This window comes from Enterobacter cloacae complex sp. IR5384 (assembly GCF_049237265.1).
In the GTDB taxonomy this organism is placed as follows: domain Bacteria; phylum Pseudomonadota; class Gammaproteobacteria; order Enterobacterales; family Enterobacteriaceae; genus Enterobacter; species Enterobacter cloacae.
Genome location: NZ_JBMKHJ010000008.1, coordinates 1 through 13,238, shown reverse-complemented (window position 1 = coordinate 13,238; position 13,238 = coordinate 1). Strand labels below are relative to the sequence as shown.

Below are 13,238 nucleotides of genomic sequence, written 5' to 3'. Positions count from 1 at the left end.
TTATACTAAAAAGATGACCAAAAGAAAAACCTCCGTGCGTTTCTGCGAGATATCAAGCACGAATGGTGCCTTCGCCTCCCCTAAATGAATTCTGATAATCACCCCGCGGATATCGTTTTTTTATGCTTTTTCGTTTTTAGTGACAGGCCACCGGCTTATTTTTTGCGCGTGTGGTGACAGGGAAACATAAAAACAGGAGGCAACATGAGTGAAGTATCCCCGAATCAGGGGAAAGTGACGTGGGTGGGGTATCTCGCTTTCTTTCTAACCATCATTTTCTTTTCTGGCTTTTTCGCCAAAGCCACCGAATGGTGGCGAGTCTTTGATTTCACCGTGCTGAACGGCACATTTGGTCAGGTTAACGGCGAAGGCGCCGCAAGCGTCTCTTTTCGCGGCACAGGCGGTACCGGCGCAAAAGATGGCTTTCTGTTTGCGCTGGAACTGGCACCGTCTGTTATTTTGTCGCTGGGCATCATTTCAGTGACCGAAGGGCTGGGCGGGCTGCGGGCGGCACAGCAATTGATGACGCCCGTTTTGAAACCGTTGCTGGGCATTCCAGGCATTTGTTCTCTGGCGCTTATCGCCAATTTGCAAAACACCGATGCGGCTGCAGGTATGACCAAAGAGCTCGCCGATGAAGGCGTTATCAGCGACAGGGAACGAGCGATTTTCGCCACCTTTCAGACCAGCGGTAGCGCAATTATCACCAATTACTTCTCGTCCGGCGCGGCGCTGTTCACCAGCATCACCGTGCCGGTTATCACCCCGCTGGCAGTGATTCTTGTCTTTAAATTTATAGGTGCCAATTTTCTCAGAGCATGGATTGCGCACATGGAAACCCGTCAGATCAAGGAGAGAGAAGATGACCGCCGAAGTGCGTAAAAACCTGATGGATCTCTTTATCGACGGCGCTCGCCGTGGCTTTACCATCGCCACCACCAGCCTGCTGCCAAACGTCGTAATGGCCTTTGTGATCATCCAGGCGCTGAAGGTAACAGGATTGCTGGATATCGTTGGCCGCGTTTGCGAGCCGATTATGGCGCTGTGGGGGCTGCCCGGAGAAGCCGCCACCGTGTTGCTGGCGTCGGTGATGAGCATGGGCGGCGGCGTGGGCGTCTGCGCAAGCCTGGTGGTGGCAGGGTCGCTCAGCGGGCATGACGCCACCGTACTGCTTCCGGCTATCTATCTGATGGGTAATCCGGTGCAAAACACCGGCCGCTGTCTCGGTACGGCAGGGGTAAACCCTAAATACTATCCGCATATTATTGGCGTCTGCGTAATTAACGCTCTGCTCTCTATGTGGGTCATGCAACTGCTGTTCTAAAACAAAAAACCCCGGACAGCGATGCCCGGGGTTTTTTATTAAGAGGTAGATACGCCCAACGCCTGATGGCTGCCGGGCGAAGGGGGCAATTACATCATGCCGCCCATACCACCCATGCCGCCCATACCACCAGCAGCACCTAAATCAGGTGCGTCGCCTTTAGGCAGGTCGGTCACCATGCACTCGGTAGTGATCATCAGGCCAGCTACAGATGCCGCATACTGCAGAGCAGAACGGGTCACTTTAGTTGGATCCAAGATACCGAAGTCGATCATGTTGCCGTATTCTTCTGTTGCCGCGTTGTAACCGTAGTTACCTTCGCCCGCTTTCACGTTGTTGGTAACAACAGATGGCTCTTCACCGGCGTTGGAAACGATCTGACGCAGAGGCGCTTCCATCGCGCGCAGCGCAACTTTGATACCCACGTTCTGGTCTTCGTTCTGACCGGACAGGCCAGCCAGTTTGGCGGCAACACGCACCAGCGCAACACCACCACCAGCAACCACGCCTTCTTCTACCGCAGCACGGGTCGCGTGCAGGGCATCGTCAACGCGTGCTTTTTTCTCTTTCATTTCAACTTCGGTAGCCGCACCGACTTTGATTACCGCAACGCCGCCTGCCAGTTTCGCTACGCGCTCCTGCAGTTTTTCACGGTCGTAATCAGACGTTGCTTCTTCAATTTGCTTACGGATCTGAGCAACACGGCCCTGAATAGCGGACTCTTCACCTACGCCATCGATGATGGTGGTGGTGTCTTTGTTGATCACAACACGTTTCGCCTGGCCCAGGTCTTCCAGGGTCGCTTTTTCCAGCTCCATACCGATCTCTTCAGAGATTACGGTACCACCGGTCAGGGTAGCGATGTCCTGCAGCATAGCTTTACGACGGTCGCCGAAGCCAGGTGCTTTAACCGCAGCCACTTTCACGATGCCACGCATGGTGTTAACCACCAGGGTCGCCAGCGCTTCGCCTTCAACGTCTTCAGCGATGATAACCAGCGGCTTGCCTGCTTTCGCAACGGCTTCCAGCACTGGCAGCATTTCGCGGATGTTGGAGACTTTCTTATCAGCCAGCAGGATGAACGGGCTTTCCAGTTCAACAGCGCCAGTTTCTGGCTTGTTGATGAAGTATGGGGACAGGTAACCGCGGTCAAACTGCATACCTTCAACCACGTCCAGTTCGTCTTCCAGACCGGTACCGTCTTCAACGGTGATCACGCCTTCTTTACCGACTTTGTCCATCGCTTCAGCGATCAGTTTACCTACGGTTTCGTCGGAGTTAGCGGAGATGGTACCTACCTGAGCAATCGCTTTAGAGTCAGAGCATGGTACAGACAGCGCTTTCAGTTCTTCAACAGCGGACGCGACAGCTTTGTCGATACCACGTTTCAGATCCATTGGGTTCATGCCCGCAGCAACGGCTTTCAGACCTTCAGTGATGATTGCCTGCGCCAGTACAGTCGCGGTGGTGGTACCGTCGCCTGCAGCGTCGTTCGCTTTAGAGGCCACTTCTTTCACCATCTGCGCGCCCATGTTTTCGAACTTGTCTTCCAGCTCGATTTCACGTGCAACGGAAACACCATCTTTGGTGATGGTTGGCGCGCCGAAGGATTTATCCAGCACTACGTTACGGCCTTTCGGGCCCAGGGTGACTTTCACTGCGTCTGCCAGTACGTTTACGCCGCGGAGCATTTTTACACGAGCGTCGTTACCGAATTTTACGTCTTTAGCTGCCATGTTCTTATTTCCTCAAATTCGTACAGTTTCGTGCGTTAATTACGCTTCAACAATTGCCAGAATGTCGCTCTCGGACATGATCAACACTTCTTCATTGTCGATCTTCTCGGATTTCACGCCGTAGCCATCGTTGAAAATGACGATGTCACCAACTTTAACGTCCAGTGGCTGCACAGTTCCGTTTTCCAGGATGCGGCCCTTACCGACAGCGATGATTTCGCCACGCGTTGATTTTGCTGCTGCAGAACCCGTCAGAACGATGCCGCCAGCAGACTTGGTTTCAACTTCTTTACGTTTGACGATCACACGATCATGTAACGGACGAATACTCATTGATAGCTCTCCTTTGAGAAAGTCATTATCAGTTATGGATGACGCCGGGCCGCACACGGTTTTCCGGCTAGTGCCCTGAGAGATGGGGATAGCTTTTTACCCCTTCAAGGGGGAGTCGAAAAAAAATTTGCGAAAGTGTTACCATCGGCTCTCTTTGAATGGTGACGGGACGATGTCAATGAGTGGACTCAAACAGGAGTTGGGGCTGGCGCAGGGGGTAGGTCTGCTCTCAACCTCCTTGTTAGGAACAGGGGTGTTTGCGGTGCCCGCACTGGCGGCGTTGGTTGCCGGTAATAACAGCCTGTGGGCGTGGCCGGTGCTGATTGTGCTGGTGTTCCCGGTTGCGCTCGTGTTCGCCATTCTGGGAAGGCATTTTCCCAGCGCGGGCGGCGTGGCGCACTTTGTCGGCATGGCGTTTGGCCCACGACTGGAGCGCGTCACCGGCTGGCTGTTCCTTTCCGTCATTCCGGTTGGTCTGCCTGCGGCGTTGCATATCGCAACCGGCTTTGGGCAAGCGCTCTTCGGCTGGCATGACGAAGCACTGCTGCTGGCTGAACTGGGTACGCTGGCTATCGTCTGGTGTGTGGGCTCACGCGGGGCCAGTTCCAGCGCTAACCTGCAGACGATCGTCGCGGTGCTGATTGTCGCGCTCATCGCCGCTATCTGGTGGGCAGGTGATATTCGCGTCGAGGAGATCCCCTTCCCGGCCATCACCGATATCAATCATGCGCAGCTCTTCGCTGCGCTGTCAGTCATGTTCTGGTGTTTTGTCGGTCTGGAAGCGTTCGCCCATCTGGCGTCGGAGTTTAAGCATCCCGAGCGCGATTTTCCGCGAGCCCTGATGATTGGCCTGTTGGTCGCAGGCACGGTTTACTGGGCCTGTACTGTGCTGGTGCTGCACTTCGACGCCTTTGGCGCAGATAAAGCAGCCGCCGCTTCGCTGCCGGGTATCGTGGTACAGCTGTTTGGCGTAAAAGCGCTGTGGGTGGCCTGTGTGATTGGCTATCTGGCCTGTTTTGCCAGCCTCAATATTTACATCCAGAGCTTTGCGCGGCTGGTGTGGTCTCAAGCGCGCAATAAACCGCAGAGCCGTCTTGCGCAGTTGTCTAAGCGTCAGCTGCCGTTGAATGCGCTGAATCTCGTGCTGGGAAGTTGCGTTGTGAGCACGTTGTGTATTTACGCGCTTAAGATCAATCTGGATGCACTGATCATTTATGCCAACGGCATATTTATTATGATCTACCTGCTGTGCATGCTGGCTGGTTGTCGTCTGTTGAAGGGTCGCTATAAAGCACTGGCCGTTGTCGGGGGAGTGCTTTGCCTGCTGTTGCTGATGATGGTGGGATGGAAGAGTATGTACGCTGTCGTCATGCTGGCAGGGCTGTGGGTGGCGCTTTAGTCGCGCCCGGTAAGCGAAGCGTCACCGGGCAAAGACATTACCGATCGTCTTTATGATCCAAACGGTCGTGTTGGTCATCCTTACGCTGGTATTCCCCTTCAAACGTATCACCCGGGCCGGTGCTGAACCCGCCGCCCGGCATCCGGCTAAAGCGCAGATGCGGCAGCAGCTTCATGGTCAGGTGTTTTTGCACCGGCGGCAACAGCAGCAGCAGACCGAGGAAGTCGGTGAAGAAGCCCGGCAGGATCAGCAGCAGACCAGCAATAATCAGCGATACGCTTTTGATCATCTCGGCCGCCGGGCTCTCGCCTGCGGCCATCTTCTGCTGCATTAACAGGAAATTTTTGAAACCCTGATTACGCACCAGCGACATGCCGATGACGGAGGTGAAAATCACCAGAATCAGCGTCAGCAGGACGCCCAGCACATGGGCGACCTGGATAAAAATTGAAATCTCAATGTAAACATAGAGAAAGAAAGCAATAAACGGTATCCAGCGCACTGGCATCTCCTGTGTGGCAGGTGCCTTTTGGCCCCTGTCTGAATGTGTTCGCGACACGCGTCTGTAAGAGATGAGGACGGTTAGCTAAAATTCAATCGGTTTGCACGGATATTTTTTTTGGAAATATTAAAGCGGTGACCCATTTCACAGATTAATAATTATCATGGAATCGGGTCCATAATAAGTGATCCAGCTTACGGCAATTCGCTATCATCAGCATATGATCTCGAGCAATTGGCCGATTGAGGGAATAATCGTCGGTCAGAAAATATTCAAAACCACATAAATACTGTGTGTTTAGTACAATCCATCGGCAGCTTGAAAAGAAGGTTCACATGTTAAACAACATTCGTATCGAAGAAGACTTGTTGGGTACCAGGGAAGTTCCAGCGGATGCCTACTACGGTGTCCACACTCTGAGAGCGATTGAAAACTTCTACATCAGCAACAGCAAAATCAGCGACATTCCTGAGTTTGTCCGTGGCATGGTGATGGTGAAGAAAGCGGCAGCGCTGGCAAACAAAGAGCTGCAAACCATTCCTAAAAGCGCGGCAAATGCGATTATCGCGGCCTGCGATGAAGTGCTGAACAACGGCAAATGCATGGACCAGTTCCCGGTTGACGTCTATCAGGGCGGCGCGGGCACCTCCGTCAACATGAACACCAACGAAGTACTGGCAAATATCGGCCTGGAGCTGATGGGCCACCAGAAAGGTGAATACCAGTACCTGAACCCGAACGATCACGTCAACAAATGTCAGTCCACTAACGACGCCTACCCAACCGGCTTCCGCATCGCGGTTTATGCCTCCGTTGTGAAACTGGTCGACGCCATCAACCAGCTGGGCGACGGTTTCCAGCGCAAAGCGGTTGAGTTCCAGGACATTCTGAAAATGGGGCGTACCCAGTTGCAGGACGCGGTACCAATGACCCTCGGTCAGGAATTCCACGCGTTTAACGTGCTGCTGAATGAAGAAACCAAAAACCTGCTGCGCACCTCCGAGCTGCTGCTGGAAGTGAACCTGGGCGCCACCGCCATCGGTACGCGTCTGAACACCCCGGATGGCTATCAGCAGCTGGCGGTTCAGAAACTGGCTGAAGTCTCTAACCTGCCGGTGGTGCCTGCGGAAGACCTGATTGAAGCCACCTCCGACTGCGGCGCCTACGTCATGGTACACAGCGCCCTGAAACGTCTGGCGGTGAAACTGTCCAAAATCTGTAATGACCTGCGCCTGCTCTCTTCCGGCCCACGCGCTGGCCTGAACGAAATCAACCTGCCAGAACTGCAGGCCGGTTCGTCCATCATGCCAGCGAAAGTGAACCCGGTAGTGCCAGAAGTGGTGAACCAAGTTTGCTTCAAGGTTATTGGTAACGATACGACCGTAACCATGGCCTCTGAAGCCGGTCAGCTGCAGCTGAACGTCATGGAGCCCGTGATTGGCCAGGCGATGTTCGAATCTATCCACATCCTGACTAACGCCTGCTATAACCTGCTGGAAAAATGCATCAACGGCATTACCGCGAATAAAGAAGTCTGCGAAGGCTACGTGTACAACTCCATCGGGATCGTCACCTACCTTAACCCGTTCATTGGCCACCATAACGGCGACATCGTCGGTAAGATTTGCGCCGAAACCGGTAAGAGCGTGCGTGAAGTCGTACTGGAGCGCGGACTGTTGACCGAAGCCGAGCTGGACGATATCTTCTCCGCCCAGAACCTGATGCACCCGGCATATAAAGCGAAACGATACACCGATGAAAGCGAACAGTAACCGTTCAGGCTAAGCTTCCGAAAGGCACGTCACTTGTGACGTGCCTTTTTTCTTTTTAGGCGTTACCAAAATACAACAATTCAATATCAACTTGTTAATAAGCAAGGCAGGTCCTTATGTTTGGAGCAGAACTCGTCATCGTCCTGTTGGCGATTTATTTGGGAGCAAGACTCGGGGGTATCGGCATCGGTTTTGCCGGCGGTCTCGGGGTGCTCGTTCTTACCCTTATCTTTCAGATTAAACCCGGCGCAATCCCGTTTGACGTTATCGAAATCATCATGGCAGTTATTGCCGCTATCGCCGCCATGCAGGTGGCTGGCGGTATGGACTACCTGGTGAGTCTGGCGGAGCGTATGCTGCGCCGTCATCCTAAATACATTACCTTCCTTGCCCCGCTGGTGACCTGGTTCATGACCATTCTCGCCGGTACCGGTCACACTGCCTTTTCCACGCTGCCGGTGATTACCGAAGTGGCGAAAGAACAGGGTATCCGTCCATCTCGCCCGCTCTCTATTGCGGTGGTGGCCTCCCAGATTGCGATTACCGCCTCGCCTATCTCCGCGGCAGTGGTGTTCTTCGCCGGTATCCTGGAACCCATGGGTGTGAGCTATCTGACGCTGCTGGCGATCTGTATTCCGGTAACGTTGATTGCAGTCATGATCACCGCCGTGCTGTGTAACTTCCTCGGCGCTGAACTGAAAGACGATCCGGTTTATCAGGAACGTCTGGCCAAGGGCGAAGTGAGCTTGCGCGGTAGCCAGGTCTTCAAGCTGAAGCCGCATGCGAAACGCTCCGTGGTGCTGTTCCTGATCGGTATCGTGGCGGTGATGTTCTACGCGACGGCCATCAGTGACACAGTAGGCCTCATCCAGAACCCGGTTCTGCCGCGTAACGAAGCGATTGTGGTATTCATGCTGACCATCGCAACCCTGATCAGCATCACCTGTAAAATCGATACCAGCGAAGTGCTGAATGCCAGCACCTTTAAATCCGGTATGAGCGCCTGCGTGTGCGTGCTGGGTGTGGCATGGCTCGGTGATACCTTCGTAAAAGCGCACATCAGCGATATCCAGACCGTTGCGGGTGACCTGCTGCACAACTACCCATGGCTGCTGGCGGTGGTGCTGTTCTTTGCCGCGACCCTGCTTTACTCTCAGGCTGCCACGACCAAGGCGCTGATGCCTGCGGCTCTGATGCTGGGGGTAACGCCACTGACGGCCATTGCCTCGTTTGCTGCCGTTTCTGCCCTGTTCGTTCTGCCCACTTATCCAACCCTGCTGGCGGCGGTTGAAATGGATGACACCGGTTCAACCCGCATCGGTAAGTATGTGTTTAACCATGCGTTCCTGATCCCGGGTGTGGTCGCGATTACGCTGTGCGTGATCCTCGGCTTTATCATCGGCGGCGTCGTGCTGTAAACCGTTTCGGGTTGTAAAAATAGTTAAAATCGGGCCGCTCTGCGGCCCGTTTCATTAATGACCAATCGCCTTGCGTGATATAGTGACCACTTTCGTGATGAGGAGGTCGACTTGTGAACACGCCTGATGCTGTTGTCGTATTGTGTACCGCCCCTGATGAAGCTTCCGCCCAGGATCTCGCCGCCAAAGTATTGGCCGAAAAACTGGCTGCCTGTGTAACCCTCCTCCCCGGAGCGACCTCCCTTTATTACTGGGAAGGCAAACTGGAGCAGGAGTACGAAGTCCAGATGTTGCTCAAAACCAACCTGGCAAACCAGCAGGCGCTTCTTGACTGCCTCAAATCTCATCATCCTTACCAAACTCCGGAACTGCTGGTATTGCCAGTGCTCCACGGTGATAACGATTATCTCTCATGGCTCAACGTTTCCTTACGCTGATCCTGCTGCTGTGCAGCACGTCAGTCTTTGCCGGGTTGTTTGACGCGCCCGGCCGTTCGAACTTTATTCCTGCCGATCAGGCATTTGTTTTCGATTTCCAGCAAAACCAGCATGACCTCAACCTCACCTGGCAGGTGAAAGAGGGCTATTACCTGTATCGTAAGCAGGTCAGTATCACACCCGCTCACGCAAGCGTGGGCGCGCTGCAACTGCCTGCGGGCGAATGGCACGAGGATGAGTTTTACGGCAAAAGCGAGATTTATCGCCAGCACTTAAGCGTGCCCGTAACGGTGCAACAGGCAGACAAAGGCGCTACGCTCACCGTTACTTACCAGGGCTGTGCCGATGCAGGCTTCTGCTATCCCCCAGAAACCAAGGTCGTTCCGCTTAGTGAAGTTAAAGCGTCTGCCGCCAACGTTGCTCCTCTTCCTGCAGAGGTCAAGCGTGAAGGTGAGCCTGCGTCAGACCTCCCTTTCTCCGCGCTCTGGGCCTTGCTGATAGGTATCGGCATCGCCTTCACGCCATGCGTACTGCCGATGTACCCGTTGATCTCCGGGATAGTGCTGGGCGGAAAACAGCGTCTTAGCACCGCCCGCGCGCTACTGCTTGCCTTTATTTACGTGCAGGGAATGGCGTTAACCTATACGGCACTCGGCCTCGTGGTTGCGGCGGCCGGCTTACAGTTCCAGGCGGCTCTTCAGCACCCTTATGTCCTTATCGGCCTGTCGGTGGTGTTTATCCTGCTGGCATTGTCGATGTTTGGCCTGTTCACCCTGCAACTGCCGTCTTCCCTGCAAACCCGCTTAACGCTGCTCAGCAACCGCCAACAGGGGGGGTCAGCAGGTGGTGTGTTTGCGATGGGAGCTATCGCCGGGCTGATTTGTTCGCCCTGCACCACTGCACCGCTTAGCGCGATTCTGCTCTATATCGCCCAGAGCGGTAATATGTGGCTTGGCGGCGGTACGTTGTACCTTTACGCGCTTGGGATGGGTCTGCCGCTGATCCTGGTCACGGTATTTGGCAACCGCCTGCTGCCGAAGACCGGGCCGTGGATGGAGACGGTGAAAACCGCGTTTGGCTTTGTCATTCTGGCGCTGCCGGTCTTCCTGCTGGAGCGTATTGTCGGTGACGTCTGGGGGATGCGCCTGTGGGCGATGCTCGGCGTAGCGTTCTTCTCCTGGGCGTTTATCGTCAGTCTGGGGGCAAAAAGCGCGTGGATGCGTCTGGTACAAATCGTCCTGCTCGCCGCTGCGCTGGTAAGCGTGCGTCCACTTCAGGATTGGGCATTTGGCACGCCAGTGGCTCAGAATCAGGCGCATCTGAATTTCATCCAGATTAAGAACGTGGATGATCTTAATCAGGCTCTGGCCCAGGCGCGCGGCAAACCGGTGATGCTCGATCTCTACGCAGACTGGTGCGTTGCCTGCAAAGAGTTTGAAAAGTACACCTTTAGCGACCCGCAGGTGCAAGGTGCGCTAAACGGGACCGTTCTGCTTCAGGCAAACGTGACCGCCAACAATGCGCAGGATAAAGCCCTGCTGAAGCAACTTAACGTGCTCGGGCTGCCGACCATTCTGTTCTTCAATCAACAAGGTGAAGAACAGCCAGGGCAGCGTGTGACCGGGTTTATGGACGCGGCGGCTTTCAGCGCGCATTTGCGCGATCGCCAACCGTAAACAACACTTTAAACGGGACAACCGTTGGGAATAACGGAGGAGAGAACCGTGCAACGCGAAGACGTACTGGGACAAGCCCTGCAATTACTTGAGATTCAAGGGATCGCCAGCACCACGCTTGAGATGGTAGCCGACCGTATCGATTACCCTCTGGATGAGCTTACGCGCTTCTGGCCCGATAAAGAGGCGCTGCTTTATGATGCCCTGCACTACCTCAGCCAGCAGGTTGATATCTGGCGCAGGCAGCTGATGTTGAATGAAGAACTGACCGCCGAACAGAAGCTGCTGGCGCGCTATACCGCGCTGACGGAATGTGTAAGTAACAACCGCTATCCGGGTTGTCTGTTTATCGCCGCCTGCACGTACTACCCCGATCCAGGCCATCCGATCCATCAGCTGGCGGATCAGCAAAAACGGGCGGCGCACGACTTCACCCACGAACTGCTGACAACGCTTGAAGTGGATGATCCGGCAATGGTGGCAAAGCAAATGGAGCTGGTGCTGGAAGGCTGCCTGAGCCGTATGCTGGTAAACCGTAGCCAGGCCGATGTGGATACCGCTCACCGCCTGGCAGAGGACATCCTGCGCTTTGCCCAGTGCCGCATGGGCGGCGCGTTGACCTAAGCCAGCACCCCAGCCCAGGCTGAGACAAGCAGGCACAATGCCATCAGCCGCTGAAATCGCACCATCGCCACGGTGGTGCGAAAGAATTTATTTACCGCCTTCCCCAGCCACGCCCAGCACATCAGACACACCACCGAGATGGCCAGGAACCACAGCGCCATCAGCGCTATATCCCGCAGCGCGTGCTCGCTTGCAGGGGCAAACAGGCTGACAACCGCCAGCGCCATCATCCAGGTTTTCGGGTTTACGATCTGCAACAGGGCTGCAGCTTGCGCGGTAAAACGGGTATGCGTCTTCGCAGAGAGGTTTGCTGCAGGCGCGTTAAATAACTGCCAGCTCATCCAGCTTAGCCATAACACCCCTGCCCAGCTCATCATCTGACGAATCAGGGGGTACTGGCGAAGCACTTCCCCTGCACCGGCACCTGAAACCAGCACAATCATGCTCGCCGCCATGCATCCTCCAAGAATGGCCGGAACGGTTTTTTTGATGCCGAAGTGCTGGCTGTTGGTGAGAATGAGGATATTGGTCGGCCCTGGCGTTATCGAAGCGACAAAGGCAAACAGCAGAAAAGGTATTGTACTCACAGATGGCTCCTTATTATCAGAGCCATCAATGTGCCGCTATTTTCTGGAAACGTCTGGAAGGTTTGTGCACAGCCGACGGTAATAGGCTGGCGATATACGGTATGCTCGCTGGAACCAGCGTCCAAGGTGGCTTTGGTCGGCAAAGCCTACCGCCGATGCCACATCCACGGGCAGCTCACCATGAGCCAGCAACTGGCGAGCTTTTGCAAGGCGTAGCTGAATAAGCCACGCATGCGGTGCCAGGTGAAACTCGCGTTTAAAACAGCGCGTCAGCGTGAAGCGGTCGGTTCCCGTCTCACGTGCCAGATCCGACAACCCGACGTTTTCGTCCATATGCGCGTAGAGGTAATCGCGTGCACGATGCGCGACGGCAGCGCTTTGCCGTTGAGACGGGAGCCGCTTACGCCAGTGGCAGTGGGCGGTGATCTGAGAGAGCAAATTATCCATCGCGCTCTGCTGAACGATTTTCATCTCCGCGTTATGCAGTGTGGCAAAGGTCTCACCGATGCTACGTACCAGCCGTGGCTCGCGCGTCAGCGTTTGAGAAAAGTGCAGTGAATAGCTGTCAGGCGTAGCGTCATATAATCCGCGCAGCGTACGTGTTAGCCACTGCTCATCCAGATAAAAGGTAAGATAGGTAAAGCCGCCTTCTACAGGTGCGTCACCATCATGGATCTCACCCGGTTCCAGTAAAAACGCATCCCCCGGTTGACTACGATGACGCACGCGGCGGCAGTGAAACTGTTGAGTACCCGAAAGGGTGATCCCTACCAGATAGCTGTCGTGCCAGTGCGGATCGTAGGCATGCCCTTCGAAGTGCGCTTTAATCGTCTCAATGCCCGTCTCTGCATGCTGACGCAGCTCAAGCCAGTCGTTCGCCATACTGCCCTCCTCTTACTATCAGCATTGCTGCAGTGAACGGGTTCTGTCTGGAAGATTTGTGCACTTTCGTCGCATAAACCGACAGATTGCCGCAAACTTAAGCAGTTGAACAGCTTTTCCCTAAATAATGTTGACGCTCGGGCAGGATTGCGGTTTAATGCGCTCCGTTGCCCGGATAGCTCAGTCGGTAGAGCAGGGGATTGAAAATCCCCGTGTCCTTGGTTCGATTCCGAGTCCGGGCACCACTATTTAAAGAACCCAGCCTATGGCTGGGTTTTTGCTTTTCTGCATCTATAAATCCCTTCTTCAGTATTCTTGTTTCTCTTTACCGTGGGATCGTGCGATCTGCCATGCCCGGTGGCGCTGCGCTTACCGGGCCTACAGGTTTTGTAGGCAAGGCGAAGCCGCCATCCGGCATATTTTCTGGCGTGCAAAGCAAAGAACCCCGCACCTTACGGTACGGGGTTCTTCTTATTTGATGCCTGGCAGTTCCCTACTCTCACATGGGGAGACCCCACACTACCATCGGCGCTACGGCGTTTCACTTC

General features: G+C 54.7%; 13 protein-coding genes and 1 tRNA gene. 9 read left to right on the top strand and 5 right to left on the bottom strand.

Going from position 1 to position 13,238, the window contains the following annotated elements:
• The first annotated feature begins 204 nt into the window (after positions 1–204).
• Complete coding sequence (locus ACOTX3_RS09115) at positions 205–882, top strand: nucleoside recognition domain-containing protein (protein WP_013095262.1); 678 nt, start codon at positions 205–207, stop codon at positions 880–882.
• A complete protein-coding gene (locus ACOTX3_RS09110; protein WP_023622425.1) occupies positions 863–1,324 on the top strand; it encodes a YjiG family protein in 462 nt (153 codons plus the stop codon). Before ACOTX3_RS09115 ends, ACOTX3_RS09110 begins: the two co-directional genes overlap by 20 nt.
• Positions 1,325–1,413: 89 nt before the next feature.
• Here ACOTX3_RS09110 and groL read toward each other — a convergent pair whose 3' ends face one another.
• Together groL and ACOTX3_RS09100 are read right to left on the bottom strand one after the other, a co-directional pair.
• On the bottom strand, positions 1,414–3,060 hold the full coding sequence (groL, locus tag ACOTX3_RS09105; protein ID WP_013095260.1) for a chaperonin GroEL: 1,647 nt from the start codon (positions 3,058–3,060) through the stop codon (positions 1,414–1,416).
• Positions 3,061–3,099: 39 nt separating this feature from the next.
• Entirely contained in the window at positions 3,100–3,393 is a 294-nt protein-coding gene (locus ACOTX3_RS09100; RefSeq protein WP_003855929.1) for a co-chaperone GroES, read from the bottom strand.
• Between the two features lie 178 nt (positions 3,394–3,571).
• Between ACOTX3_RS09100 and yjeH the strand changes: the two genes are divergently transcribed.
• A complete protein-coding gene (gene yjeH / locus ACOTX3_RS09095; RefSeq protein WP_058678918.1) occupies positions 3,572–4,792 on the top strand; it encodes an L-methionine/branched-chain amino acid transporter in 1,221 nt (406 codons plus the stop codon).
• Between the two features lie 37 nt (positions 4,793–4,829).
• Here yjeH and ACOTX3_RS09090 read toward each other — a convergent pair whose 3' ends face one another.
• Positions 4,830–5,294 (bottom strand): FxsA family protein, encoded by a 465-nt coding sequence (locus ACOTX3_RS09090; RefSeq protein WP_013095258.1) that lies wholly within the window; start codon positions 5,292–5,294, stop codon positions 4,830–4,832.
• A gap of 335 nt (positions 5,295–5,629) precedes the next feature.
• Here ACOTX3_RS09090 and aspA point away from each other — a divergent pair, with 335 nt between their 5' ends.
• The 5 genes from aspA to ACOTX3_RS09065 all read left to right on the top strand — a co-directional run bounded on the left by aspA (position 5,630) and on the right by ACOTX3_RS09065 (position 11,221).
• Positions 5,630–7,066, top strand: a complete 1,437-nt coding sequence (gene aspA / locus ACOTX3_RS09085; RefSeq protein ID WP_003855923.1) for an aspartate ammonia-lyase — start codon at positions 5,630–5,632, stop codon at positions 7,064–7,066.
• A gap of 116 nt (positions 7,067–7,182) precedes the next feature.
• Positions 7,183–8,484 (top strand): anaerobic C4-dicarboxylate transporter, encoded by a 1,302-nt coding sequence (locus ACOTX3_RS09080; protein ID WP_013095257.1) that lies wholly within the window; start codon positions 7,183–7,185, stop codon positions 8,482–8,484.
• Positions 8,485–8,597: 113 nt separating this feature from the next.
• Positions 8,598–8,921, top strand: a complete 324-nt coding sequence (gene cutA / locus ACOTX3_RS09075; protein WP_038985610.1) for a divalent cation tolerance protein CutA — start codon at positions 8,598–8,600, stop codon at positions 8,919–8,921.
• A complete protein-coding gene (locus ACOTX3_RS09070) occupies positions 8,897–10,597 on the top strand; it encodes a protein-disulfide reductase DsbD (protein ID WP_058678919.1) in 1,701 nt (566 codons plus the stop codon). Before cutA ends, ACOTX3_RS09070 begins: the two co-directional genes overlap by 25 nt.
• 48 nt (positions 10,598–10,645) lie before the next feature.
• Positions 10,646–11,221 carry a transcriptional regulator gene (locus ACOTX3_RS09065; RefSeq protein ID WP_057071266.1) on the top strand — a complete coding sequence of 192 codons (576 nt, stop codon included), beginning with the start codon at positions 10,646–10,648 and terminating at the stop codon, positions 11,219–11,221.
• On the opposite strand, the gene ACOTX3_RS09060 is transcribed toward ACOTX3_RS09065, so the two are convergent.
• Both ACOTX3_RS09060 and ACOTX3_RS09055 read right to left on the bottom strand, forming a co-directional pair.
• Positions 11,218–11,808, bottom strand: coding sequence for a LysE family translocator (locus ACOTX3_RS09060; RefSeq protein WP_020688994.1), 591 nt, complete (start codon positions 11,806–11,808; stop codon positions 11,218–11,220). The two genes, ACOTX3_RS09065 and ACOTX3_RS09060, sit on opposite strands and share 4 nt — an antisense overlap.
• A gap of 36 nt (positions 11,809–11,844) precedes the next feature.
• Positions 11,845–12,690 (bottom strand): AraC family transcriptional regulator, encoded by an 846-nt coding sequence (locus ACOTX3_RS09055; RefSeq protein WP_040020545.1) that lies wholly within the window; start codon positions 12,688–12,690, stop codon positions 11,845–11,847.
• A gap of 169 nt (positions 12,691–12,859) precedes the next feature.
• On the opposite strand from ACOTX3_RS09055, the gene ACOTX3_RS09050 reads away from it, so the two are divergent.
• Positions 12,860–12,935: transfer RNA gene (locus tag ACOTX3_RS09050), tRNA-Phe, on the top strand.
• The last annotated feature ends 303 nt before the right edge of the window (positions 12,936–13,238 follow it).